Genomic DNA, 25,352 nt, shown 5'->3' with positions numbered 1-25,352 from the left:
GTGGGGCCTGCCGGACAAGCGCTTAGATTGACGAATGTTTTCGACAATGCTTACCTGTGATGACCGAGCCGAGTCCGTTCCCATGCCGATGCTTCCGCGGTCCCAGGCCGCCTACTCTCCTCCGGACCAGCCAGGCGACGGCGTCGCGTCCGGGACGTCCCCGGCCGACCGGCTGACGGCGCGCATCCAGGAGCTGGAAGCCGAGCTTCGGGAACTCCAGCATCGCGCCAAGAACAGCCTGCAGTTGGTGATCAGCCTGCTGAAGCTGCAGGCCGGCCGCATCCGCGACCCCGACGCCCGCGCCGCCTACGAACAAACCATGGTGCGCATCGAAGCGCTGGCAATTCTCTATCGCCAGTTGCACGAGAGCGGTGCCGGCACTCATGTCGACCTCGGCCGCTACGTCACCGCCCTGTGCGAGGCGGTGCGCGAAGGCACGCCGGGCGCCCTGTCCCGCGTGCCGGTGACGGTGGACTCCGACCCGATCCAGATCGGCCTGTACGAGGCGATGCCGCTCGGCCTGATCATCGCGGAGCTGGTGACCAGCTGCCTGCACCATGCCTTCCCCGACGACGGCTGGATCCGCATCACCGTACGCCAGCAGGGCGACAGCGGCCGCGCCCGCCTGACGGTGGAGGACAACGGACGCGCCCTGCCCGCCGGCTTCGACACCACAGCCGAGGACGGCCTGATGCTGGCCGAGGCGCTGGCCGGCCAGCTGGGCGACACGCTGTCCACCGACAGCGACGCCGCCGGCACGACCGCCAGCGTCAGCTTTCCGGTCTGATCCGCAGCCCCTCAGTGGCGGTGCCCGTCGCCGTGATGGTGGCCGTCATGGTGCTCATGCGGGTGCTCCGGTTCGGCGGCAGGGGCCAGCGTTCCGGCGAACCAGCAGCGGATCGCCCGGACCGGATCGGTTTCCGTCGTCGTCACCGGTTCGATGCCGCGGCGTTTCATGTGCGCGACGAATCCGGAGCCGGACGATCCGGTGATGACCACCCGCACCGCGTCGATCGGGTGCGGCCGGCCGTCGCCGCAGAGGTGCAGGACCTCCTCCTCCGCCAGTTCGATCCGGCCGGTCTCGACCGGGTCGCCCCCGGCCTCCGCCTCATAGACCAGGAAGCGGCGGGTGCGGCCGCCATGGGTGGCGATGGTCTCGAAGTCCTTGGTGCCGACAGCGATTTTCATGGCATGCGGTTCCCTCGCGATGGTGCCCGGCGACTGCCCGGTCCTGCCACGGTTCGGCTTGCCGCGCACTGAGGGAGGTCAATCCGCCGAGGTGCCGGGCGCGATACCCGACCGCCAAGCTTGACTTTCAGCACCGATTTTGTACTATATGCTTGCCTGCTCCGCCGGAGAGGCCTGGGCTCGCCATCTTGGGGGCCCTGCACCCGTCATATCGCTTTGCTTGAGGATGTGACATGAGCACCGCCATCACCCTCCGTTCGCCCGATTCCGGCGAATCGCTGTCCCGCTACATCAACGACACGCACCGTTACCCGGTCCTGGCGGCCGAGGACGAGTACATGCTGGCCAAGGCCTGGACCGAGCATGGCGACGTCGATGCGGCGCACAAGCTGGTCACCAGCCATCTCCGTCTCGTCGTCAAGATCGCCGGCGGCTATCGCGGCTACGGCCTGCCGCTGTCCGACCTGATCGCCGAGGGCAATCTCGGCCTGATGACCGCCGTCAAGAAATTCGAGCCGGAACGCGGCTTCCGCCTGTCCACCTACGCGATGTGGTGGATCAAGGCGTCGATCCAGGATTACATCCTGCGGTCCTGGAGCCTCGTGAAGATCGGCACCACCGCCGCGCAGAAGAAGCTGTTCTTCAGCCTGGGCCGCCTGAAGCGGAAGCTGGGCGAATACGGCAGCGGCGACCTGCAGCCCGACAGCGTGACCCGCATCGCCGCCGACCTGTCGGTGCCGGAGGACGACGTCGTCGCCATGAACCGCCGCCTGTCGGCGCCCGTGGCCTCGCTCAACGCCCCGATGAGCGCCGACGGCGATTCGGCCGAATGGCAGGATCTGCTGACCGACGAGCGTCCGTCGGTGGAGGACTCGCTGGTCGAACGCGGTGAGGCCCGCCAACGCAGCGCCCTGCTGCACGAGGCGATGGGCGTGCTGAACGACCGCGAGCGCGACATCCTGACCTGCCGCCGCCTGTCGGACAGCCCGCTGACCCTGGAAGATCTGTCGGTCCGCTACGGCGTCAGCCGCGAGCGCATCCGCCAGATCGAGGAACGCGCCTTCGAGAAGGTCGCCCGCCAAACCCGCGTCCTGGCCGCCGCCGCGGCCTGAGCTGGGCCGTCCAGCGGCACCTTCCCTGTGAATCCCCCAGAGGAGACCGCGATGCCCAGCTATCCCGCCGCCTACCAAGCCAGCAAAGGCTCTGCGCTCGACGTCGACCGCGCGTTCTACGGGCGCATTGGGTCGCAGACCGCGGGGCGGGAGCTGGTGGACCAATTCGTGGTGCCGATCCGCTCCGGCCGCGCCTGGACCGTGCCGGCGGGCCATGTCTTCCGCATCGTCACCGTCGAGGGGCCGCAGGTCGCCGACCTGAACATCTGGAACCGCCACAACCCCCGCGAACGCTTCTGGGCCTCGCGCACGCGGCAGCTCCAGCAGGCGCATGTCAGCAATTTCGACCGGCTGTGGTCGACCCTGCCCTATCTGCGGCCGCTGGCGACCATCACCCACGACACGCTTGCCGATTACGGCATCGACGAGTATGGCGGCCGGGTCCACGACCTGCTGGGCACGCGCTGCGATCCCTACGTCAACCGCATGCTGACGGGTGAGGATTTCCACCACCATTGCCATTCCAACCTGACCCGCGCCGTCGCCCCCTATGGCCTGACGGAGTTCGACGTGCATGACGTGCTGAACGTCTTCCAGGTCACCGGGCTGAACGCCGAGGACAAGTATTTCATGAAGGCCTGCCCGGCCAAGAAGGGCGACTTCCTGGAATTCTTCGCCGAGATCGACCTGCTGTGCGCCCTGTCCACCTGCCCCGGCGGCGACCTCAGCGTGCCGCTGTGGGGACCGGACGCCCGCGACCCGCTGGAGGTCTGCCGCCCGCTGGGCGTCGAGGTCTACCGGCTCGACCCGGCCCTGCTGGCGGGCTGGTCGTCGCCGGAGGTCGCGGCTTATCGCGGCAACCACGGCATGACCCTGCCGACGCCGTCCTGGGAGCGGACGGACCCGGCTTAAGGGAGGAGGCTCGATGCCGACGATCCTGCTGACCGGCTTCGAGCCCTTCGGTGGGGAGGCCGTCAACCCGTCCTGGGAGGCGGTGCGGCAACTCGACGGCTGGGAATGCCGCGGCCACCATATCGCCGCCCGCCTGATGCCCTGCGTCTTCGGCGCGTCGCTCGACGCGCTCGACCGCGCGGTGGCGGAAACCGACCCGGTGGCCCTGCTCGGCGTCGGGCAGGCGCAGAGCCGGGCGGAGCTGTCGCTGGAACGGGTGGCCGTCAACCTGGACGACGCCCGCATCCCCGACACTGCCGGCAACCAGCCGATTGACGCGCCGGTGGTGGCGGGCGGTCCGGCGGCCTATTTCGCCAGCCTGCCGGTGAAGGCCATCGCCGCCGCCCTGCGCGACGCCGGCCTCCCCGCCGGCCTGTCGCACAGCGCCGGCAGCTTCGTCTGCAACCATCTGTTCTACGGCGCCTGCCATCTGCGGGCGGTGCGGCGCCCGACCCTGCGCGTCGGCTTCCTGCACATCCCGCTGGCCCCCGAACAGGCGGTGCGCCACCCGGGTGCCCCGTCGATGGCGGTCGAACAGGTGGTCGCCGGCCTGCGCATCGCGGTTGAAACCATCCTGACGACGGCAGAGGACCGATTTGAGGTGGCGGGCACGCTGGAGTAGGACGCTGGGGAGTAGCGCCCCCTACTCCACCTCGGTCAGCAGCCAGTCCTTGAAGCGGCGGACGCGGCGCGCCCGCTCCGCACCCGGCGCGTGGGCGATCAGGTAGCAGCCGCGCGGGCGCAGGGTCTCGGGCATCGGCTGGACCAACCGGCCCGACGCCACGTCGTCGCCCACCAGGAAGACCGGCAGCAGTGCCACCCCCATGCCGGCCGACGCCGCTTCGATGATCATGAAGAAATGCTCGAAGGCCAGCGAAAGCGCCGCATCATGCAGGGTCAGTCCGAAGGCGGAGAGATAGACGCGCCAGGAATCTGGCCGGGTGGTGTGCTGCAGCAGCCGGTGATGCGCCAGATCGGCCGGACGGCGCAGCGGCGGCCCCTGCTCCAGCAGCGACGGCGCGCAGAAGACGCCCATCGTCTCCGGCATCAGCGTCGCCATCTCCGCCCCCGGCCAATCCTCCACGCCATAGCGGATGGCGACGTCGATCCGCTCCTTGGCGAAATCGACGCGATGCTCGCCGATGCCGACCTCGACCTGTATGTCGGGATTTTCAGCCTGGAAGCGCTTCAGCCGCGGGATCAGCCAGCGCTGGGTCAGGGTCGGCAGTGCGCTGACCCGCAGAACCCCGCCGTCCTGCGCGCGGGCCGCCCGCGCCGCCGCCGCGATGCGGTCGAGCGCCGCCGACGCTTCGCCATAGAAGGCGGCCCCGGTCGGCGTCAATTCGATGCCCCGGCCGACGCGGCGGATCAGCTCCACGCCCAGATCGGCCTGAAGGGTCTGCATCATGCGGCTGACGGCGCCCTGGGTCACCGCCAGTTCGTCGGCCGCCCTGGTGAAGCTGAGATGGCGGGCCACCGCGACGAAGCTGCGGACGGCGTTGAGCGACGGCAGGACGCGGTCTGGCATGGGGCGAACCGACTCATGAGTTGAACTCATAAATCTCCGCCCGAGAACTCGTTTGTCAAGTCCGGAGGGATCGGGTCTGCTGGGGACACCAACAGCCAAGTGCCAACCGGTCCCAAAAGGTCATGACCCTATGACGACGCTGACGCCCTTCCACATCGCTTTCCCGGTCGACGATCTGGCCGCCGCCCGCCATTTCTACGGCACCGTGCTCGGTTGCCCGGAGGGGCGCAGCAGCGACGAGTGGATCGACTTCGACCTGTTCGGACATCAGATCGTCGCACATCTGAAGCCGCGCGATCCCAATGCCGCCCCGGCCCACCGCAATCCGGTGGACGGCCACGACGTGCCGGTGCCGCATTTCGGCGTCGTGCTGCAGCCCGCCGATTGGGATGCGCTGGCCGGGAAACTGAAGGCCGCCGGCGTGAAGTTCGTGATCGAGCCCTACACCCGCTTCAAGGGGCAGGTGGGCGAACAGTCCACCATGTTCTTCCTCGACCCCGCCGGCAACGCCCTGGAGTTCAAGGCCTTCGCCGACATGTCGCAGCTGTTCGCCAAATAAGCGGAAAAGCAGACGGAAGACGCAAACGGGAAGAACCCTCCCCCGGGATGGCGAGGGAGGGTCAGGTGAGCGCAATGGACAGGCGGGTTACTGGTTCGCCGCAGCCGCGACCGCGCCGGCCCCGGCCAGCTCGCCGCCGATGCCGTTGTTCAGCGCCCAGATGGCGGCCTGGGTGCGGTTCGACGCGTTGATCTTGCGCAGAAGGCTCTTCAGGTGAACCTTCACGGTGGCTTCCGTGATGTTCAGGTGGTTGGCGATCATCTTGTTGCTGTCGCCGTTCAGCAGGCAGCGCAGGATCTGCACTTCGCGCTGGGACAGGCCCTTGCGCGACACCGGCATCTCGGTGCCGTTGCCGTTGACGCGGCCGGAGATGAGCAGGGCCGCCAGATGGGTCGGGAACACCTTCTCGCCCATCATCACCAGCTTCAGCGACTGGGCGAGCGCGTCGGACGACAGATCCTTCATCAGATAGCCGTCGGCGCCGGCCTCCAGCGCGTTGGCGAGGCGGCGGGTGCAGAGGTCGCTGGTCAGGATGACCATGCGGGTGTCCGGCAGCAAGGCGCGCAGGCGGCGCATCCCTTCCGCTTCCTCGTCGCCGCCATTCTGCAGGTCGAGGAGAAGGAGCTGCGGCTTCAGGCCGTTTTCGACCGAACCCAGCGCCTCGCGCAGATTTCCCGCCTCCGCAAGGATCTGGAAGGGCGAATCGTCAAGGAGGCGCTTCAGCCCCTCGCGAAACAGCTTGTTCGAGTCGATAAGAAAAGCGCGCACTGTGTCCATTGTCCGCTCCCGCAATTTTGAACCGAGCATCATCGGGTGATGGCCGACGGTTGGGCCGGTGGTGGCCGCTGCACGAAGGAAGATCCCGACGCATTGGCGACTGGCCGATTACCCCTCGACAGCTTCGGCAGGCCGTTATTTAGGGGGAGGTTACCCCCGTGTCGCGTCCTACGGTACCACTCTCCTGAGTTAAAAGAAGAACGCATTGGGCATATGCGCAAAGCCTCCCCAAGATTTCCGGATCCAAAGATATCACAGCAGCGAACATTGCAGTGCTCGAAGGCGTTAACTGTTTTGTTAACCACCACTTATTTGCGTATAGTTGCGCCTCATAAGCGAGCTGTGCCGCATTTTTCTCACACGAAGTTGAAGTCACGGCCCCTGCGGTGGTGATGCCAACAGATAACCCGAATGGAGACCCGCACCATTCGATATAGGGAACAACCCGGCCATGGTCGTACGGCTTGACCGGGACCGGCCGCGCATGCGCTTTTCATGCTGCCGCCCCGATGGCGGGGATGGGCCGAAGACGATGTTGAGCAAGATCGAGACTGGAATGGGCTGGCAGATCATCGCCGCCGCAGTGGCGGGTTATCTGGCGCTGCTGGGGCGAAGCGCCTGGAAGCAGGGGGAGTTCCGCCAGTTCCTGCGCAGCCTCGCCATCGTCGCCGTCCTCTGCGCCCTGCTGGCCGGTACGGTCGCGGTGGCGATGATGCTGGACCGGACGTAGAAGCGCACGGCGCTCCTTGTGGGCACATACGAACCCGCACAAACGAAAAGGGCGCCGGCGGTCTCCCGCCAGCGCCCCTTGTTCTCCGCCCGCAGCCGGATCAGCTGAGCGGGATCGCCACGAAGCGCAGGTCGCCCTTGCGGTCGACCAGGAGCAGGACGGACTTCTTGCTCTGCTCCTTGGCCTTCTGGACCTTGGCGGTGACGTCCTCCGGCTTGCGGACCTCTTCCTGCCCGACTTCCAGGATGACGTCGCCGGCGCGCAGGCCCTTCTCCGCGGCGGTGGAGTTGCCGGCCACCTCGGTGACGACCACGCCCTTCAGGTCGGGCTTGATCTCGAACTGCTGGCGCAGTTCCGGGGTGATGCCGGTCAGCTTCATGCCGAGCGATTCGGTCGGCTTCTGGGCCGGGGCCTTGTCCTTCGGCTGCTGCTTCTCGTCCGGATTGGCGGCGAGCAGACCCTGCTCTTCCGCGGCTTCCAGTTCGCCGACCTTGACCTGCATGGTCTGGGCCTTGCCCTTGCGCCAGACCTCGACCGGGACAGCCCGGTCGATGGAGGTTTCGGCGACGACGCGCGGCAGGCGCCGCATCTCGTCGATTTCCTTGCCGTCGAACTTCGTCACCACGTCGCCGGCCTGGATGCCGGCCTTGGCGGCCGGGCCGTCCGGGGTGACGGAGGCGACCAGCGCGCCCTTGTGGCCGGGCAGGCCAAGGCTCTCGGCGATCTCCGGCGTGACCGCCTGGATGCGCACGCCCAGCCAGCCGCGGCGGGTCTTGCCGTATTCCTTCAGCTGCGCCACCACCTGCTTGGCCAGGTTGGACGGGATGGCGAAGCCGATGCCGACCGACCCGCCCGACGGCGAGAAGATGGCGGTGTTGATGCCGATGACCTCGCCGTTCAGGTTGAACATCGGGCCGCCGGAATTGCCGCGGTTGATCGACGCGTCGGTCTGCAGGAAGTCGTCATAGGGACCGGCGTCGATGTTGCGCTGGCGCGCCGAGATGATGCCGGCGGTGACCGAACCGCCCAGGCCGAACGGGTTGCCGATCGCCAGCACCCAGTCGCCGACGCGCATGGCGTCGCTGTCGCCGAAGGGCACGGCGACCAGCGGATGGCTGGTCTTGATCTTCAGGAGCGCAAGATCGGTCTTGCTGTCCTTGCCGACCAACTCCGCCTTGATGTTGGTATCGTCCTGCAGGATGACCGTGATCTCGTCGGCGTCCTGAACGACGTGGTTGTTGGTGACCACATAGCCGTTCTTGGCGTCGATGACGAAGCCGGAACCCAGCGAGGTCGCCTTGCGCTGCGGCTGGTCCTGCTGCTGCTGACGGTCGAAGAAGTCCCGGAAGAAATCCTCGAAGGGCGAGCCCGGCGGGAATTGCGGGATCTCCGGCCGCGGCCCCTGCGGACGCTGCGGCGCGCTCTGGCTGGTGGAGATGTTGACGACCGCCGGCAGCAGCTTTTCCGCCAGATCGGCGAAGCTGCCGGGCGCGTTGCGGTTGGGCGTCGCCGCCTGGGCCTGGGCCGGTGCGGCACCGGCGAAGGCGCCGATGACGGCGCCGCCGCCGATGACCGACGTCATGCCCCAGACGATGGCGGCGACCAGCGGCCGGACGCCCGCCTTACGCGGCCGGGCCCCGGCCACGGCACCCCGCGCGGCGGGTTCGAATTTGGGTATGCGAATCAACGTGGTCTCCCTACCAGACGTCCGGCCGGTTCCATGGACGGGAGCGGCCGCCCAGTTCTGGGCCATATATGTGTTGGTCCAAGAGTATGGCCGCAAGATGGCCTGCCGGTCCAGTCGGCACCAGCGGAAATCACAGGCCCGCCGATTTCTTCCCACAGCTGCCGCGCGCCTTGGGCCCGGCAAAGCAACGGCCGGATCGGGGGAAACCCCGATCCGGCCGCTTGCCGTTCGTATGCGGGCCTTCGGCCTTACTGCGCCGGAGCGGCGGCAGCGGCAGGCGGAGCCGCCTGGGGAGCGGCCTGGGGAGCCGCTTGCGCGGCGGCCGGAGGGCCTCCCGCCTGCGGGCCCGGGCCGCTGAAGTAGCGGAAGAACTCGCCGTTCGGCGACAGCACCATCGTGGTGTCGTTGCCGTTCAGCGACTTCCGGTACGCCTCCAGCGAGCGGTAGAAGCCGTAGAATCCGGGATCCTGCGACGTCGCCTCGGCGATCAGCTTCAACGCGCTGTTGTCGCCTTCGCCCCGCAGGATCTGCGCGTCGCGCTGGGCCTCGGCGATGATCACCGTGCGTTCGCGTTCGGCGCGCGACTTGATCTGCTGCGACTGCTCCTGGCCCTGGGCTCGCGCCTCGGACGCCTCGCGTTCGCGCTCGGACCGCATGCGGGCGAAGATCGACTGGCTGGTCTCCTCCGGCAGGTCGGCGCGGCGGATGCGCACGTCGACGATCTCGATGCCGAAGCGCTTGGCCTCGTCGTTCACCTGCCCCTTGATGTCGGTCATGATGCGGGCACGCTCGTCCGACAGGACGGCCAGCACCGTGACGTTGCCGAGCACGCGGCGCAGCGCCGAGTTGACGATGGAGTTCAGGCGGGTTTCGGCCACCGCCTCGGTCCCGGCGGTCTGGTAGAAGCGCAGCGGGTCCTGGATGCGGTAGCGGGCGAAGGCGTCGACGTCCAGGCGCTTCTGGTCGGCCAGGATCACCTGCTCCACCGGCGGATCGAGATCGAGCACGCGGCGGTCGAGAAGACGGACTTCCTGGATGAAGGGGATCTTGGCCTGCAGGCCCGGCTCCTGGATCACCCGGCGCGGTTCGCCGAACTGCAGGATCAGCGCCTGCTGGGCCTCGTTGACGGTGAACAGGGACGACGAGGCGATGATGCCGAGGGCGACGATGCCGATGCCGGCGATGGCGAGGGTGCGGTTCATGATGCGATCCTCCTCACTGGCCGGACATCAGCGGGTTCTGCGGCAGCGACGACAGCGGCTGGGGCTGCGTCTGCGTGCCGGGCCGCGGCCCGCCCTGGTTGCCGCCGGAATTGGCCGGCGGAGCCTGGCGCGGCGCCTGCTGCGGGGCCGGGGTGGCGTTCGGGGCCAGCTGGTTCAGCGGCAGGTACGGCACGACGTTCTGCGCCGACCCGTCCACGATGATCTTGTTCCGGCCGCGGAAGATCTCCTCCATCGTCTCCAGATACATGCGCCGGGCGGTGACGTCCTTGTTCAGCGCATAGGCCTCGTACACCTTGCGGAAGCGGTCGGCGTCACCCTGCGCCAGGCTGACCACCTGCTCGCGATAGGCCGACGCCTCCTGCACCAGACGTTCCGCCTCGCCGCGGGCGCGCGGGATGATGTCGTTGCGGTAGGCTTCCGCCTCGTTGCGGGCGCGTTCGCGGTCGGCGCGGGCGCGCTGCACGTCGTTGAAGGCGTCGATGACCGGCTGCGGCGGATCGGCCTTCTGCAACTGGACCTGGGTGATCTCGATGCCCGACTGGTATTCGTCCAGCATGGCCTGGAGCAGCTGGCGGGTCGAGGTTTCGATCTGCTGGCGTGCCTCGGTCAGGGCGGGCTGCAGGTCGGTGCGGCCGATGACCTCGCGCATCGCACTCTCGGCGGCCTTCTTCACCGTCGATTCCGGATCGCGGATCTTGAACAGGTAGTTGCCGGCATCCTTGATGACCCAGAACACCGTGAAATCGATGTCGACGATGTTCTCGTCGCCGGTCAGCATCAGCGATTCGTCCGGCACGTCGCGGTCGTTGCGGCCGCCGCCGGCCGAGGAGCGGTAGCCGACCTCGATCCGGTTGACGCGCGTCACCTTCGGCAGCAGCACCGTCTCGATCGGTGACGGCAGGCGATACCGCAGGCCGGGCTGTTCGGTGCGCGTCCATTCGCCGAACCGCAGGACCACGCCCTGCTCGTCCGCCTCGACGCGGTAGATGCCGCTGGCGAGCCAGATCAGCGCAAGCACGCCCACGACCAGGGCCACGCCCCGCCCGCTGCCGAAGCCGCCGGGCATGGCGCGGCGCAGGCGGTCCTGGCTCCGGCGCAGGAGATCCTCAAGGTCGGGAGGCTGCGGGCCGCCGCCGCCGCCGCCATTTCCTCCGCCCTGGGGACGGCCCCACGGGTTGCCCGGGCCGTTGTTGCCCGGCGGGGGACCCCAGGGACCGCCGCCGCCGCCGCCCCCACCTTGATTGTTCCACGGCATCCGAGTGAGTCCCCCTTACTTTGCGATTCGTCCCATGATGTGAAAGCGCAACGGCATGACCCCGCGCCTCCCTTTACCGATGTCCTCCGTCGGTCCTATAGTCCCCCATACCCTTCGGCAAGGATTCCACCAACGGATATCCGCCAATATCGGGAAGATAGCGGAGTTTTCAACCATGGCGCAGATCAGCGAAGCTCAAGTCATGCAGGCGCTGAAGACCGTCGTCGACCCGGACCGGGGTGGCGACATCGTCAGCTTGGGCATGTTGTCGGGCCTCGTGGTGCGTGACGGCCATGTCGCCTTCTCCATCGAGGTCGACCCCAAGCGCGGCGCCCAGGCGGAGCCGCTGCGCCACGCCGCCGAGAAGGCTGTGGACGCCCTGCCCGGCGTCCTGTCGGTCACCGCCGTGCTGACCGCCCACCGGGCAGCTCCCCAGGCCGCACCGCAGCAAGGCCATTCGCATGGCGGGCATTCGCACGGGCATTCCCATGGCGCCGCACCGCAGGGCGACCCGCAGAAGCCGCTGGTCCCCGGCGTGAAGGCCATCGTCGCCGTGGCCTCGGGCAAGGGCGGCGTCGGCAAATCGACCACCTCGGCCAACCTCGCGCTGGCGCTGGCCGCCAACGGGCTGAAGGTCGGGTTGCTCGACGCCGACATCTACGGCCCGTCGATGCCGCGCATGATGGGGATCGCCGGCCGCCCCAACAGCCCCGACGGCAAGCGCCTGGAGCCGATGGAGAATTACGGCGTCAAGGTCATGTCCATGGGCTTCCTGGTGGCCGAGGATACCCCGATGATCTGGCGCGGGCCGATGGTGATGAGCGCGCTGCAGCAGATGCTGCGCGACGTCAACTGGGGCACGCTCGACATCCTGGTGGTGGACATGCCGCCGGGCACCGGCGACGCCCAGCTGACCATGGCCCAGCAGGTGCCGCTGGCCGGCGCGGTGATCGTCTCCACCCCGCAGGACATCGCGTTGCTGGACGCCCGCAAGGGGCTGAACATGTTCCGCCGCGTCGATGTGCCGGTGTTGGGCATCATCGAGAACATGAGCTATTTCTGCTGCCCCAACTGCGGCCACCGCACCGACATCTTCAGCCACGGCGGCGCCCGCAAGGAAGCCGACACCCTGGGCATGGAGTTCCTGGGCGAGATCCCGCTGCACCTGTCGATCCGCGAGACCTCCGACCAGGGCCAGCCGATCGTGGTGTCGCAGCCGGAGTCCGAGCACGCCAAGTCCTACCGCCGCATCGCCACCCGCCTGTGGGAAAAGATCGGCGGCGGCACCGGTGGGCGCGCCGCCCCGCGCATCGTGGTGCAGTGAGGGGAGTGGGGGGCCCGTCCCGCTGATTGAATGGCGGCCGAGGGGGCTTGGTTGTGGAGAGGACTCCACTGTCGCCGCGCCCCCGACGCCATGCCCGACGCCCCTAAGGTTCCGGTGAGCCGGCCGTCCATGCACGACCGGCTTGCCCGCCCAATCGCTGCTGCCGTCGCCGCCCCGCCTGGAATGGTGATCCGACGCACCGCGCGGGACCGTGCGTGCGCTCCGAAGACGTGAGCGAAGACGCCACCGTAAAATTCGATGTCTCCAAAGACGGTTTTCCGTATACCGGAGAAATCGCCCAACGACGGATTCTTTAAAGCCACGCCCAACCTTAAAAGCTCAGCACTCTGACATAAAAATGAAAAATGCAAATTATCATGCATTTTTAAGTCTCAAATTTTTAAGAATGTAGAGTCATTTGTCTGTACGGAAAGCATAATTTCTTTTACTCTCATTTCCGCTCAAAGTATGACCATTAAGAATCGTTTTCCGGATTCTATGGTGCATTTTATTGACCAACACAGAAAAGCCGGCTTTTACTTTCATTCATTATCCATATGAAAAATGCCGGGAACAAACCCTTCCGCAAGGAAATCCCATGCCATGGATTCATTCAATCCTCAATCAAGCACCGGAAATCGCGTTATTTCTTTCCCTGGCGGGCGGCTACTGGATCGGCAAGGTCCAATTCAGTAAATTTCAGCTTGGCGGAGTTGCCGGTTCTCTGTTGGTCGCCGTAGCGATCAGCCAAATCGGCGTTTCGATCGACAATGGGGTCAAATCGATCCTGTTTGCCTTATTCATTTATGCGGTCGGCTTCGAAAGCGGCCCGAAGTTCTTTCAATCGCTCGGCCGGAAGTCGATCCGCGAAATCGTCCTGGCGGCGGTTCTGGCGGTCAGCGGCTTGATCACAGTCATCGTTATGGCCCGCCTGACGGGTCTCGACAAAGGCCTGGCCGCGGGCATCGCATCCGGTGGGTTGACCCAGTCGGCCATCATCGGCACCGCCGGCTCGGCCATCGGCAAACTCGGGTTGCCCGCGGAAGAGGTGCAGCGCCTCCAAAGCAACGTCGCGGTCGGCTATGCCGTCACCTACATCTTCGGATCGTTCGGCCCCATTCTGGTTTGCGTCAATCTGCTGCCCTGGCTGATGAAGCGCGGCATCCGCGACGACGCCATCAAGGCGGAAACGGCGATGCTGGCCGGCGCCCATCTTCTGGGTCATGGCGAGGAGTACGCGATGCCGGCCCTGGTCGGCCGTCTCTATCAGATCGAACAGGCGGCGGGGCGAACCGTGGCGGAGATCGAGGCGGCCTCCGCCGACGGCCCGGTCAGCGTCGAACGCGTGAAGCGGAAGAACACGCTGATCGGCTTGCAGCCGGATCTGCGTCTGCAAGCCGGGGACATCGTTCTGCTGGTGGGAAGGCGTGCCGGGGTGGTCGATCTCGCCGGCACTCTCGGCACGGAGCTTCAGTCCTCGCAGGGCATGGATCTGATCATGCTGGAGCGGGACGTTGCCGTCACCAACCCGGCCTACATCCACCGCACCGTCGCGGAGATCCGCAGGAAAGCGGCGGACATCCACTATCACGGCGTCTATGTGACCGGCGTGAAGCGGAGCGGCATGCCGCTGACGCTCGCTCCCGATACCGTGATCGAAGCCGGCGACGTCGCCACGCTCTACGGCACCGCGGAGGATGTGCAGCGCGTCGCGAAGGCCGTGGGAACCGACATCATCCCAAGCGACAAGACGGACTTCGTCTACCACGGCCTGGGGCTGGCGCTCGGCCTGCTCGTCGGATTGGCCGTGATCCGCTTCGGCGACATTCCGCTGACGCTGGGCAGCGGCGGCGGCGCCCTGTTGGCCGGGCTGCTGTTCGGCTGGTATCGCACCCGCAACCTCACCATCGGCAACATGCCCACGCCGGCCTCCACGCTGCTGCGCGACCTGGGACTTGCCGGCTTCGTCGCCGTGGTCGGCCTGCAATCCGGCCGGCAGGCGGTGAGCACGGTCGCCGAGAGCGGCTTGAGCATCTTCCTGGTCGGCATGGTGGTGAAGCTCGTTCCGTTGATCGTCACCCTGCTCGTCGGCCGCTACCTGCTGCGCTACGACAATGTGGCCGTCTTCGCCGGCGCGCTTTCCGGAGCGCGAAGCGCCAACCCGGCCTTCGGCGAGGTGCTCAACAAGGCCGGCAACTCGATCCCGACCGTCCCTTTCGCCATCACCTATGCGCTGGCGAACGTCTTCCTGACCCTGCTGGGCCCGCTGGTCGTGGCCTTCGTGTAATCCGGACGAGGAGATTCCATCATGGATCCGATCAATTACAGCCGCTACGAGAAGCTCAGCCCCTTCGAACTGAAGGATGAACTGATCAAGCTCGCGTCCGGCCGCGAGAACCGGCTGATGCTGAATGCGGGCCGCGGCAATCCGAATTTCCTGGCGACGCTGCCGCGCAGGGCTTTCTTCCGGTTGGGCGTGATCGCGACCCATAAGCAGAATGTCTGCGACCAGGAGATCGCCGGCATGCCGGAGGAGAGGAAGGCCATGCTCGACCGCCGCTACGGTTCACTGGTGCCGGATGTGCGCAGCCTGCGCTTCATCGACCGGCTGGTCGCCGACAGCCGCACCGTGGCGCTGAATCATACCGCCGGCCTGTCCACGCCGCAGCAGGTGCAGATGGTGCTGTTCTCCCTGTTCGCCCTGATGGACGAACAGGACGGCTACAAGGCCGAACTGAAGAAGGTGATCCGCCGGCGCGAAGCCGCATTGTACCGCGAACTCGGCATGCCGACGCAGTCGGATCCGAACGAAGTCGCCTACTACACGCTGCTCGACCTGGAAAACATCGCCCTGAAGCTGTACGGCCCCGATTATGCGGCCTGGGTGAAGGCGACCTACAAGCCGAACGATCTGCTGTTTCGGATCGCGGCGGAAACCGGCATCGTCCTGCTGCCGGGCAAGGGGTTCGGCACCCAGCAGCCGGCCGCCCGCGCGTCGCTGGCCAATCTGAACGAATACGAATACGCCGCGATCGGACGCTCCCTGCGCAAAATGGCCGACCAGTTCCACGAGGACTTCAAAAGGCAGCAACCCAAGGGCAAGTGACGCCCCGCAGGACGATCCCCCGCGGGGAGGGTAGCCTCGGCCGCCCCCCGCAGGAGCCGGACCGGCGCCCCTTACCCGTACCGCCGCAGCGCCTCCACCGTCAGCCCCAGGCCGACGGAGCCGAAGATGTTGCCTTCCACCACCCGCGCGTCCGGCGCCTCGGCCAGGATCGCGGCGCGCACCTGCGGCAGCAGGGTGGAGCCGCCGGTCAGGAACACCGCGTCGATGCGGTCGGCGGTCACCCCGGCATCAGCCAGGCAGTCGCGGATGCGCGAGCCGATGCGGGCGGCGAGCGAGCCGGTGGCGCGGTTCAGCGCCTCCCGGTCCACCGCCAGGGCGAGGTCGCCATCGCCCCAATCCAGCGCCAGATCCGCCGCCTCCCGGTCGGACAGGGCGATCTTGGTGCGCTCGACCGCCATCGCCAGCGCATGGCCCTGCCGGTGCTCCACCACGCCGATCAGGCGCTCGATCTTTTCGGGCTCGGCGGAATCGCGCTGCAGGCGCTCCAGTTCGGCCATCGCCTTGGCGGTGTAGAGGAAGTTGATCTTCGACCAGGTCGCCAGATCGAAATAGATGCTGCGCGGAGCCAGCAGCCCGGCGCGCTTCATGGCGCTGCCCAGCCCAAGCTCCGGCATCGCGGTGGCGAGGCTGAGGTCGCGGTCGAAGTCGGTGCCGCCGACGCGGATGCCGTCGTTGGCCAGGATGTCGCCGGCCCGGTCGGCCTTGCCGCGCCGCTCCGGCCCGATGCGCACGACCGAGAAGTCCGACGTGCCGCCGCCGATGTCGGCGATCAGCGCCAGTTCCTCCCCCGCCACCTGCTGCTCGTAATCGAGCGCGGCGGCGATGGGTTCGAACTGGAAGGAGACGTTGCGGAAACCGGCGGCCTGCGCGATCTGACCCAGCGTTTCCTCCGCCGCGGCGTCGCCGGCCGGGTCGCCGTCGACGAAATGGACGGGACGACCGACCACCACATCGCCCAGTTCGCCCCCCAGCGCCTGTTCGGCCCGCACCTTCACCAGGTCGAGGAAGGTGCCGATCACCGCGCGGAAGCTGATGCGGCCCTTGCGGAGCGCCGTGTCGGCGTCGATCAGGTCGGTGCCGAGCATCGACTTGATGGAGCGCATCAGCCGCCCTTCCACCCCCGACACATAGGCGTCGATGGCCTCCTGACCGATGGTGGTCCGGTCATGCTCGAAATCGAAGAACACCGCCGTCGGCAGGGTGGTGCGCGCGCCGTCCAGCGCCAGAAGCCGGAAGCCGCCGGCGTCCTGCACGCCCAGCGTCGTGTTCGAGGTGCCGAAATCGAGTCCGCACGCCGTCATGTCCCGCCTCCTGCCCGGATGACCGCTGCGGCCACCCGCCGCACCGGAAAAGGGGCGAGCGTATAACGGCTCCCGGCCATCGGATCAAGGCCGCAAAATCAGGGGCCGCAAGATCAGGGCGGGCCGGATCAAGCGCGCTGCCGGGCCATCGGATGCGGCGTCACCAGACGTGCCGCGTCCGACCGTTGCCCAGCGGCCGGCTGGCCAGCACCACCGGCAGCAGGAACAGGGTCAGGTTGGTCCAGGAGAAGGGGCGGCGCGGCGGCTTCGGTTCGATCCAGCCGCCGCTGGCGCCCTGATATTCCGGCATCGCGGTCATCACGCCGCCCGACGTGGCGGGAGCGGAGCGGTTCTGGAACATGTCCCGCTCGATGGTGTGGGCGAGCGCCCGCTCGGTCAGCTGCGGGGCCATGGCGTTGCCGACCGCGGCGATGCGCGCCTCGGTGCCGACGAACTGCTCGCGCTGGGGGTTGCGGGCCAGCGACAGGATGGCGGCGGCGACCTCCTCCGGCGGGTGGATCGGGTTCAGCGGCTTGACCGCCCGGCCGGTATAGTTGGCGGCATGCTGCCACAGCGGCGTGTCGATGGAAGCCGGCATGACCATGCAGACATGGATTGCGGGCTCGTCCACCAACTCCTGCCGCAGCGATTCGGAAAAGCCGCGCACGGCGAACTTCGCCGCGGTGTAGGGCGTGGCATAGCGCTGGCCGATGTTGGACACCATCGACGCGGTATTGATGATGATGCCTTCCCCGCGGTCGAGGAAATGGGGCAGCACGGCGCGGCAGCCATGGACGGTGCCGAAGAAATCGGTGCGCACCACCTGCTCGAACACCTCGTCGGGGATGTCTTCGAACCGGCCGAAGGCGATGACGCCGGCATTGTTCACCCAGATGTCGATGCCGCCGAAGGCCTCGACGGCGCGGTCGGCCAGATGCTGCATGGCGCGCTGGTCGGTGACGTCGGTCGGCACCACCATCGCCCGGCCGCCGGCCTCCACGCATTCCTCCGCCACCTCGTGCAAGGCGGCCATCCGGCGGGCCGCCAGGATCACCGCGGCGCCTTGGCGCGCAAACTCCAGCGCGGTCGCCCGCCCGATGCCGCTGGACGCGCCCGTGATGACCACCACCTTGTCGTCAAGACGCTTCGCCATGACCGCAATCCTTTCGTCGAAATCCCGTCGTTGGGCCGTACAACAGCGCGGCTTGAGGAAAATCTCGGCTGCCGCTCCGGATCCGCCGTCGGTGGTTGCGGCGGATGCGACCGATCGGCCAGCGGTCTGGAGAAGCGGGCGCGAACCGGCTACAGTCGCAGGCGGAGTAAGGATTTCGTCCTCAACGATCGTGGAGCGGGCGCGGTGCCGGCGAGAGAGCTTGACGTGAAGGGGCTGCATTGCCCGTTGCCCATCCTGCGCACCCGGGCTCTGCTCGACCGCATGGAACCGGGGGAGGAACTGGTGGTCCATGCGACCGACCCGGCCTCCGTCATCGATTTCAAGCATTTCTGCAACACGACCGACAACGCGCTGCTGTCGCACGAGACCCAGCCGGACGAGGTCCACAAGACCGTCTTCGTCTACCGCATCCGCCGGGGCGGCTGAGGCATCCGTTCTTCCCCTCCCCGCCGCTCCGCGAAAGGTTCCACCCCGATGCCGCTTCCCCCCGCCTCCCCGCCGCCCCTGCGTCCCGGCGCCGTGATCCACGGTCCCGGTTCGTACGGGGTCGACGCGCTGCTGGACGGCTTCACGGCGGAGTTGAAGCGGCGCGGCTTCCGCGTCGGCGGGCTGGTGCAGCGCAACCACGGACCGGGCGACGACTGCGCGGAACGGATGGAGCTGGTCGACGTCGCGACCGGCCGCGCCTATGACATCACCCAGAGGCTGGGCCGGGAATCGCAATCCTGCCGCGTCGACCCGACCGGCGTGGCGGAGGCGAGCCAGGCCATCCGCGATGCCGTCGCCGCGAACGTCGACCTGCTGGTGGTCAACAAGTTCGCCGGGCTGGAATCGCATGGCGACGGCCTGTCGGACGAGATGCTGACGGCCATCGCGGAAGGCATCCCGCTGCTGACCAGCGTCGGCAGCCGCTATCTCAACGAATGGCAGACCGCCACCGGCGGCTTCTGCGACCTGTTGTCGCCGACCGCCGACGCGCTGTGGCGCTGGTGGGGGCCGCAGCGGATGTACCCGGATCTGGTGCAGGGCGTCGCCGATGCCGAGGTCCGCCGCGTCGTCACCGGCGACAAGTGGGTCCTGGTGGAAACCGCCGAAGGGCTCGGCGTCGCCGCCCGGCAGGCGCCCGCGGCTGACGACGCCCCAGGGCGCTGGGCCGGCCGGTCCTTGCGCGATCTGGCCGCCATGGCCGCGCAGTCCTGGGATCCGCTGGAGATGGCAGTGGGGGTCGCGGCGCTGAACGCCCACTACAACCGTCCCGATGTGGCCGGAATCCCCGGCAACGGGCTGGACCTGTTCGCTTCGGTGGAGGGACGCGTCGTGGTGGTCGGCGGTTTCCCGCAGGTCGCCCGCCGCATGCCGCGCGCCCAGGTGATCGACATGACCCCGCAGGAGGGCGAGCATCCGGAGGCCGCCTGCGACTGGCTTCTGCCGGGCGCGGAGGCGGTGGCCGTCACCGCGTCGGCCTTCGCCAACCGAACCCTGCCCCGCCTGCTGCGGGTGTCGGCCGGGGCGCGGGTGGCGATGATCGGCCCCGGCACGCCGCTGACCCCGCGCCTGTTCGACTACGGCGTCGACGTGCTGGCCGGCTTCGTCGCCACCGACCGCGAGGCGGTGGTCCGCACCATCGTCGGCGGTGGCGGCTCGCGCGATTTTCATCCCCATGGCCGGATGGTCACGCTGCACCGGCCACCCCACTCTTAACAGAACAAGAAAACCGGAGGAGTAGAGACCCCATGGCCGATCTGGACCACCAGACCCGCATCGAACTGGAAGCTGCGGCTTTCCGCGGTCTGGTCGAACATCTGCGCAAGCGCACCGACGTGCAGAACATCGACCTGATGAACCTCGCCGGCTTCTGCCGCAACTGCCTGTCCAAATGGTATGCGGCGGCGGCCAAGGAGCGCGGCGTCGCGTTGTCCGACGAGGACGCCCGCATCGCCGTCTATGGCATGCCCTATTCCGAATGGAAGCAGAAGCACCAGAAGGACGCCACCCCCGAACAGCAGCAGAAGTTCGAGGACACCAAGCCGCTGCACGCGGAGATCAGCGGGCACCGGTAAGGCGCGGCGGCAGGGAGGCGCCCCCTCCCTTCTCGGAACTTGAAACCCGGGACGGGAGGGGAGGCCGGTTCAGGCGCTGATCGAAAAGGGCTGCACCACCGCCTGGAAATCCGCCATCGCCTCGCAGGCGTCGGAATGCGCGGCAAGCGCCGGGCAGCGGTTGCGGTCGAAGACGGCGGCATGCGCTTCACCGACGAAGCGCAGGGCACAGCCGGCGGCGATGTCGGCGTGGCCGATCCGCTCACCGAACCACCAGGGCCCCGCTGCGGCGGCACGGTCGGCCTCCAGAACGTCGAGGACGGCGCCGATCTGGCCGGTGCAGCGCTCCACCCACACATCCGACCGTTCCTTGTGCAGGACCCGTTCATAGACGAGGCTGACCGCCTTGTCCGCCAGCCCGGTCGACAGCGCGCAGAGCTTCAGCGCCCGGCGCCGCTCCGCACCCTGGCGGGCGATCAGCGCCCGGTCCGGTCCGGCGGCCTCGTCGAGATGGTCGAGGATGGCGCCGCTCTCGATCAGCACCTCCCCGTCGTCCAGCACCAGCGTCGGCACCCGTTTCAGCGGGTTGAAACGCGCAAGCTCCGCCCCGTCGGAGAAGACCGACCAGGGCCGGTGGTCGTAGGCCATCCCGTAGAGCCGCAGAGCGACGGCGACGCGGCGGACGAAAGGCGAGTCATACTGTCCGATCAGGATCATCGACGATTCCCCAGGGTGATGCTGGACCACGCCACATATCCTAAACCGGATCGTTCCCGCAGACGCATTCTGATGGCGCGGTTCAGTCCCGCGCCACGATGGGGGTCAGCTTGTAACGGGCGGCGATGCTCTCCAGCCGGCCGTCGGCCTTGATGGCGGCGACGAAGACGTTGACCCGCTCCAGCCACGCCGCGTCGCCCGGCGCCACCGCATAGGCATAGGGCGTCGGCTGCACCGGCATGTCCGGCACGACCAGCCGAGCCCAGGGATGGAAGGCCAGCATGCGCTGACCATAGGGATAGTCGGTCAGAAAGGCGTCGGCGCGGCCGGCCTGCACCTCCTCCTCGCGCTCCTGCGGGCGGGTGACGGCGACGATGCGGGCGGCCTTCATCGCGCCGCGGGCGTAGCCGTCCATATAGGTGTCCTTCTGCACCGCCACGACGTTGCCGCTGCGGTCCAGATCCTCCCAGCGGCGGATGGTGTCGTTGGTCTGGGTGGTCACGGCATAGATGCCGCTGCGCAGATAGGGCTGGCTGAAGGCCACGCGCTGGGCCCGCGCCGGAGTGGCGCCGATGGCGAACATGCCGATGTCGCAGCGGTCGGCCAGCAGATCGTCGATGAAGCGGGGAAAGCTGCTTTCCACCACCGCCAGCTGCACGCCGAGATCGTCGGCGAAGGCCTGTGCCAGTTCGGCGTCCAGCCCCTCCAGCGCGCCGGTTCGCGGATTCCGGAACGAGATCGCGTAGTAATCAGGCCAAGAGCAGACACGAAGTTGCTTCTGCGCCGCAATTTTCTGAAGTCTCCCGGCCTGCGCAGTTGCCGGTGCAGTGTTACCGGCAACCAGAAGGAACAGAATTGTGCAGCAGACAGCCCAAAGGATCCGCGTCGCCATGTCACACCTTTCGTTAACCACTCGACCCTGTTCTTCATCATCGCCGCGCAATGCCATGCGGCGGGAGCGGCATCTTAGCATCGACCGGTTGCAAACGGCAGTGGGCGCTTGGCGTATGGTCCGCGTAGCTGCTATTGTCGCGAGAGCCAACGTCGGCCAGGCACCGGGCCAGGTGCGGATGACCACGCCTGCCCGACCCAACCCGTTCGACCACACCTGACCGTCCGGAACGCAAGCCCTGTCCTCGCCCCCAGCAAAAGCGGATCTGAAGGGTCTTTTCCAGAAGCGCGGCGGCATCATCGCCTTTGCCCTTCTGGCCGTCTTCGCCCTGCTGGTCAACCAGGGACAGCAATTGATCGCCGCGCGCAAGGCGGCGCTCGACACCGCGGAGATCAATCTCGCCAGCCTCGCCGCCGCGCTGGAGGTGTCGACCACCCGCACGGTGCAGTCGGTGGACGTCACGCTGTCGGCGATCGTCGATTCCCTGGCCGACGCCAGCTGGACGGGCGAGGATAACCGGCCCGGTCCCGATCTGGCGGCGCTTCTGACCGACCGGCTGCGGCGGTCGCCGCACCTGCGCGGACTGACCCTGCTGGACCGCACCGGCCGCATCCTGGCCACGACCGAGGGCGCGCATCCCGGCGACGCCTACCTGACGGAGCTGGACGCCTTCCGCCTGCAGACCGCCGGCCAGGGCAGCACGTTGGTGATCGGCGATCCCCGGCCGGGGCGCGGCCTGCTGGACCGCGCGGCGGGGGGCGAGCGGTCCGGGCGCTGGCTTCTGCCGATGAGCCGCGCGCTCCGCGATGCCGACGGCATGCTGCAGGCGGTGGTCGTCGCAACCGTCAACCCGGACTATTTCCAGGGGCTGTACCGCGCGGTCCAGGGCGGCGACGCGGCCGGGGTGGCCGACCGCATCGCGCTCTACCGCTATGACGGCACTCTGCTGACCGTCCAGCCGCAGGCGGGGGAGGAGATCGGCCGCTCCTTCGCCGCGACGCCGCTGTTCCGCGAGCGCCTGCCGCAGGCCGAATACGGCGTGTTCCGCCATTCCGGCACCGATGTCGGCGCCGGTCCCGACACGCGGATCGTCGCCTACCGGACGACACCGGTCTGGCCGCTGGTGCTGACGGTCAGCGTGCGGCAGGACGCCGTGCTTGTGAACTGGCGCGACAATCTGTGGATGGCGACCCTGCTGTCGGGCGGCATGATCCTGCTGCTGGGGCTGTTCGGCCTGCTGCTGGCGCGGTCGCTGGCCGCCCAGCGCCGCCAGGGCGAGGAGTTGGAGGAGGCGAACGCCCGCCTGTCCGCCATCGTCGACACCGCGGCGGAGGGCATCGTCACCGCCCGGCCCGACGGGGTGATCGAAGCCGCCAATCCGGCCGCCCACGCCATCTTCCGCTGCGCGCCGGGTGGGCTGGTCGGCCGGCCGGTGACCGACCTGCTGCCGGCCGACAAGCGCGAGGCCACCGCCCGCACCCTGTCGGAGATCGCGCGCGGCCGCCGCCCGATGGACACCGCCATCCGCGGAGAGACCATGGCGATGAGGCCGGTGGCGGAAACGGAGAAGGCGGAGGGCGAAGAGAGCTTCCCGCTCGCTTACTCCATGGCCCTGGTGAAGACGGCGGCCGGGCCGCTCTACGCCGCCATCCTGCGCGACCTGACGGAAGAGAAGCGGCTGGAGCACACGCTGCGCGACGCCAAGGAGCGGGCGGAGGACGGGCAGCGCATCAAGATGGAATTCCTCGCGACGATGAGTCACGAGATCCGCACGCCGATGAACGGGGTGATCGGCATGGCCGGGCTGCTGCTCGACACGCCGATGGAGGCGGAGCAGCGCACCTATGCCGAAACCATCCGCGATTCCGCCGAATCGCTGCTGGTCATCATCAACGACATCCTGGATTTCTCGAAGATCGACGCCGGCCGCCTGGATCTGGAGGTCGGCGAGTTTGAACTGGTGCCGATGGTCGAAAGCGTGGCGGAGATCCTGGCGCCGCGCGCGGCGGCCAAGGGGCTGGATCTGGCCAGCTTCGTGCCGCCCGGCCTGCGCGGCACCCTGCTGGGCGATGCCGGGCGGCTGCGCCAGATCCTGCTGAACCTCGCCGGCAACGCGGTGAAGTTCACCGACAGCGGCAGCGTCACCATCCTGCTGGGCGAGGAGCCGGCCGATCCCGACAAGCAGGCGGGCGGCGGCGTCCGCGTCCGCTTCGAAGTGCGCGACACCGGGATCGGCATCCCGGAGGAGGAACGCCCCCGCCTGTTCGCCATGTTCACCCAGGTCGATTCGTCCGCCGCGCGGCGTCATGGCGGCACCGGCCTGGGGTTGGCGATCTGCAAGCGGCTTGTGGAACTGATGGGCGGCCGCATCGGGGTGGAGAGCCAGCCGGGCGCCGGCAGCACCTTCTGGGTGTCGATCCCGCTGAAGCGCGGCGCCGGCAGCGCCCATCCCCCGACTCCCGCCGGCAACTGGGCCGGGCGCCGCCTGCTGCTGGTCGACGACATCGCGGTCAACCGCGACCTGCTGACCCGGCAGTTGGACGGCTTCGGCATCGTGACCGAGACCGCGGAGAACGGCGAGCAGGCGCTGGACCGGCTGGTCGCCGCCGCTCATACGGGCCGTCCGTTCGACGCCGCGATTCTCGACCACCGCATGCCGGGCCTGACCGGGGTGGAGGTGGCGCAACGCATCCGCGCCAATCCGGCGCTGGCCGGGATCCGTCTGGCGCTGGCCTCTTCCCAAAGGCTGGAGGGGCAGGAACCGGAGCGGGCGCCGGTCGACACCCATCTGCCGAAGCCGATCCGCTTCAGCACGCTCTGCCAGTGCCTCGCCCGCCTGCTGGAGCCGCAATCGGGGCCTGAATTGCCGGCGGCGGCGGACCGGTCGGCACCCGCGGGGACCGGCAACGTCGTTCCCCTCCCCCCACGGCCCCCGGCCGGTCCGGCAGCTCCGCCCGACGGCAAGCCGCGGGTCCGCGTGCTGGTGGCGGAGGACAATCCGGTCAACCAGCAGCTGACGCTGGCGCTGCTGCGCCGTGCCGGCCACAGCGCGGAGGCGGTGTCGAACGGCGAGGAAGCGGTGGAGGCGGTATCCGCCCGCCCCTATGACCTGGTGCTGATGGATGTCCAGATGCCGGTGATGGACGGGCTGGAGGCGACGCGGCGCATCCGCCGGCTGTCCGGCCCGGCCACGCGCATTCCCATCGTCGCGCTGACCGCCAACGCCATGCAGGGCGACGCCGCCATCTGCCTGGAGGCCGGCATGGACGACTATCTGTCCAAGCCGATCAATGCCCGCAAGCTGCTGGACACCATCACCCGCTTCGCGAAGCCGGCCGGGGGGATCGATGGTGGTCCCGGTGGCGGGTCGGCCGACCGGCCATTCTCTCCGCCAGCCGAACCGGAACCGGCCGCCGTCAACGTGGAGAAGATCGAGGAACTGCGCGACGCCCTGGGCAGGGACGGCTTCACCCTGCTGCTGGAAACCTTCTTCAGCGACAGCCCCATGCATCTCGACCTGCTGCGCAACGCCATCGACCGCGGCGACTGCGTCGGCATCGAGCGGGAGGCGCACATCCTGAAGGGCTCCGCCGCCAATGTCGGCTTCGACCGGCTGGCCGCCACCGCCCATCATCTGGTCACCGCCGCCCGCCGCCGGGACCAGGACGCGCTGACCCCCGCCGCCGGGATCCGCGTCGCGGAGGAGTTGGAGGCCGCCCAGCGGGCGGCAGCGTCACTGGAGGCCCCCGTCGGCTGAAACGCGGCCCA

General features: G+C 68.1%; 23 protein-coding genes. 13 read left to right on the top strand and 10 right to left on the bottom strand.

The window, feature by feature from the left end:
• Positions 1-82 precede the first annotated feature (82 nt).
• Complete coding sequence (locus J2Y49_RS13210) at positions 83-787, top strand: histidine kinase dimerization/phosphoacceptor domain -containing protein (protein ID WP_310115315.1); 705 nt, start codon at positions 83-85, stop codon at positions 785-787.
• 11 nt (positions 788-798) lie between these two features.
• Here the strand turns inward: J2Y49_RS13210 and J2Y49_RS13205 are convergent, their stop codons facing one another.
• The gene (locus J2Y49_RS13205; RefSeq protein ID WP_310115313.1) at positions 799-1,188 is read right to left on the bottom strand and encodes a NifB/NifX family molybdenum-iron cluster-binding protein; all 390 of its coding nucleotides are present in this window, start codon (positions 1,186-1,188) and stop codon (positions 799-801) included.
• Between the two features lie 233 nt (positions 1,189-1,421).
• On the opposite strand from J2Y49_RS13205, the gene rpoH reads away from it, so the two are divergent.
• From rpoH to pcp, 3 genes are read left to right on the top strand one after another with little or no spacing between them, the layout of a single operon-like run.
• Complete coding sequence (gene rpoH / locus J2Y49_RS13200) at positions 1,422-2,300, top strand: RNA polymerase sigma factor RpoH (protein ID WP_310115312.1); 879 nt, start codon at positions 1,422-1,424, stop codon at positions 2,298-2,300.
• A 51-nt stretch (positions 2,301-2,351) separates the two neighbouring features.
• A complete protein-coding gene (locus J2Y49_RS13195) occupies positions 2,352-3,212 on the top strand; it encodes a DUF1989 domain-containing protein (RefSeq protein ID WP_310115311.1) in 861 nt (286 codons plus the stop codon).
• Positions 3,213-3,225: 13 nt separating this feature from the next.
• A complete protein-coding gene (pcp, locus tag J2Y49_RS13190) occupies positions 3,226-3,873 on the top strand; it encodes a pyroglutamyl-peptidase I (RefSeq protein WP_310115310.1) in 648 nt (215 codons plus the stop codon).
• Positions 3,874-3,894: 21 nt separating this feature from the next.
• On the opposite strand, the gene J2Y49_RS13185 is transcribed toward pcp, so the two are convergent.
• Positions 3,895-4,779 carry a LysR substrate-binding domain-containing protein gene (locus J2Y49_RS13185; RefSeq protein ID WP_310115309.1) on the bottom strand — a complete coding sequence of 295 codons (885 nt, stop codon included), beginning with the start codon at positions 4,777-4,779 and terminating at the stop codon, positions 3,895-3,897.
• A gap of 130 nt (positions 4,780-4,909) precedes the next feature.
• Here J2Y49_RS13185 and J2Y49_RS13180 point away from each other — a divergent pair, with 130 nt between their 5' ends.
• Entirely contained in the window at positions 4,910-5,338 is a 429-nt protein-coding gene (locus J2Y49_RS13180; protein ID WP_310115308.1) for a VOC family protein, read from the top strand.
• A gap of 87 nt (positions 5,339-5,425) precedes the next feature.
• Here J2Y49_RS13180 and J2Y49_RS13175 read toward each other — a convergent pair whose 3' ends face one another.
• Positions 5,426-6,115, bottom strand: coding sequence for a response regulator transcription factor (locus tag J2Y49_RS13175; protein ID WP_014189689.1), 690 nt, complete (start codon positions 6,113-6,115; stop codon positions 5,426-5,428).
• Between the two features lie 532 nt (positions 6,116-6,647).
• Here J2Y49_RS13175 and J2Y49_RS13170 point away from each other — a divergent pair.
• Positions 6,648-6,845 carry a hypothetical protein gene (locus J2Y49_RS13170; RefSeq protein ID WP_310115307.1) on the top strand — a complete coding sequence of 66 codons (198 nt, stop codon included), beginning with the start codon at positions 6,648-6,650 and terminating at the stop codon, positions 6,843-6,845.
• 100 nt (positions 6,846-6,945) lie between these two features.
• Here the strand turns inward: J2Y49_RS13170 and J2Y49_RS13165 are convergent, their stop codons facing one another.
• The 3 genes from J2Y49_RS13165 to hflK all read right to left on the bottom strand — a co-directional run bounded on the left by J2Y49_RS13165 (position 6,946) and on the right by hflK (position 11,010).
• Positions 6,946-8,427: a DegQ family serine endoprotease gene (locus J2Y49_RS13165; protein ID WP_409017840.1), complete on the bottom strand. Its 1,482-nt coding sequence runs from the start codon at positions 8,425-8,427 to the stop codon at positions 6,946-6,948.
• A 353-nt stretch (positions 8,428-8,780) separates the two neighbouring features.
• Positions 8,781-9,734 (bottom strand): protease modulator HflC, encoded by a 954-nt coding sequence (hflC, locus tag J2Y49_RS13160; RefSeq protein ID WP_310115305.1) that lies wholly within the window; start codon positions 9,732-9,734, stop codon positions 8,781-8,783.
• Between the two features lie 13 nt (positions 9,735-9,747).
• Positions 9,748-11,010, bottom strand: a complete 1,263-nt coding sequence (gene hflK, locus J2Y49_RS13155; RefSeq protein WP_310115304.1) for an FtsH protease activity modulator HflK — start codon at positions 11,008-11,010, stop codon at positions 9,748-9,750.
• Positions 11,011-11,185: 175 nt separating this feature from the next.
• Here hflK and apbC point away from each other — a divergent pair, with 175 nt between their 5' ends.
• From apbC to J2Y49_RS13140, 3 genes are all read left to right on the top strand, one after another.
• Positions 11,186-12,334, top strand: coding sequence for an iron-sulfur cluster carrier protein ApbC (gene apbC, locus J2Y49_RS13150; protein WP_310115303.1), 1,149 nt, complete (start codon positions 11,186-11,188; stop codon positions 12,332-12,334).
• 598 nt (positions 12,335-12,932) lie between these two features.
• Positions 12,933-14,621 carry an aspartate-alanine antiporter gene (gene aspT / locus J2Y49_RS13145; RefSeq protein ID WP_310115302.1) on the top strand — a complete coding sequence of 563 codons (1,689 nt, stop codon included), beginning with the start codon at positions 12,933-12,935 and terminating at the stop codon, positions 14,619-14,621.
• Between the two features lie 21 nt (positions 14,622-14,642).
• Complete coding sequence (locus J2Y49_RS13140; RefSeq protein WP_310115301.1) at positions 14,643-15,440, top strand: hypothetical protein; 798 nt, start codon at positions 14,643-14,645, stop codon at positions 15,438-15,440.
• 71 nt (positions 15,441-15,511) lie between these two features.
• Here the strand turns inward: J2Y49_RS13140 and J2Y49_RS13135 are convergent, their stop codons facing one another.
• Both J2Y49_RS13135 and J2Y49_RS13130 read right to left on the bottom strand, forming a co-directional pair.
• The gene (locus J2Y49_RS13135) at positions 15,512-16,762 is read right to left on the bottom strand and encodes an Hsp70 family protein (RefSeq protein ID WP_310115300.1); all 1,251 of its coding nucleotides are present in this window, start codon (positions 16,760-16,762) and stop codon (positions 15,512-15,514) included.
• A 160-nt stretch (positions 16,763-16,922) separates the two neighbouring features.
• Positions 16,923-17,915 (bottom strand): SDR family oxidoreductase, encoded by a 993-nt coding sequence (locus J2Y49_RS13130; RefSeq protein WP_310115299.1) that lies wholly within the window; start codon positions 17,913-17,915, stop codon positions 16,923-16,925.
• 225 nt (positions 17,916-18,140) lie between these two features.
• Here J2Y49_RS13130 and J2Y49_RS13125 point away from each other — a divergent pair, with 225 nt between their 5' ends.
• The 3 genes from J2Y49_RS13125 to J2Y49_RS13115 are packed head-to-tail and all read left to right on the top strand — an operon-like array spanning position 18,141 to position 19,996.
• Positions 18,141-18,362, top strand: a complete 222-nt coding sequence (locus tag J2Y49_RS13125) for a sulfurtransferase TusA family protein (protein WP_310115298.1) — start codon at positions 18,141-18,143, stop codon at positions 18,360-18,362.
• Between the two features lie 48 nt (positions 18,363-18,410).
• Positions 18,411-19,637 (top strand): DUF2478 domain-containing protein, encoded by a 1,227-nt coding sequence (locus tag J2Y49_RS13120; RefSeq protein ID WP_310115297.1) that lies wholly within the window; start codon positions 18,411-18,413, stop codon positions 19,635-19,637.
• Positions 19,638-19,669: 32 nt separating this feature from the next.
• Positions 19,670-19,996, top strand: a complete 327-nt coding sequence (locus tag J2Y49_RS13115; RefSeq protein ID WP_014189699.1) for a DUF1244 domain-containing protein — start codon at positions 19,670-19,672, stop codon at positions 19,994-19,996.
• 69 nt (positions 19,997-20,065) lie between these two features.
• Here J2Y49_RS13115 and J2Y49_RS13110 read toward each other — a convergent pair whose 3' ends face one another.
• Together J2Y49_RS13110 and J2Y49_RS13105 are read right to left on the bottom strand one after the other, a co-directional pair.
• A complete protein-coding gene (locus J2Y49_RS13110) occupies positions 20,066-20,692 on the bottom strand; it encodes a glutathione S-transferase family protein (RefSeq protein WP_310115296.1) in 627 nt (208 codons plus the stop codon).
• Positions 20,693-20,774: 82 nt separating this feature from the next.
• Positions 20,775-21,584, bottom strand: a complete 810-nt coding sequence (locus tag J2Y49_RS13105; protein WP_310115295.1) for an ABC transporter substrate-binding protein — start codon at positions 21,582-21,584, stop codon at positions 20,775-20,777.
• Positions 21,585-21,936: 352 nt separating this feature from the next.
• Here J2Y49_RS13105 and J2Y49_RS13100 point away from each other — a divergent pair, with 352 nt between their 5' ends.
• Positions 21,937-25,341, top strand: coding sequence for a response regulator (locus tag J2Y49_RS13100; protein ID WP_310115294.1), 3,405 nt, complete (start codon positions 21,937-21,939; stop codon positions 25,339-25,341).
• Positions 25,342-25,352 lie beyond the last annotated feature (11 nt).

It is taken from the genome of Azospirillum sp. BE72 (assembly GCF_031455875.1).
Classification (GTDB): Bacteria; Pseudomonadota; Alphaproteobacteria; order Azospirillales; family Azospirillaceae; genus Azospirillum.
The sequence above is the reverse complement of the archived record's forward strand: the minus strand, read 5'-3'. Positions and strand labels throughout refer to the sequence as shown.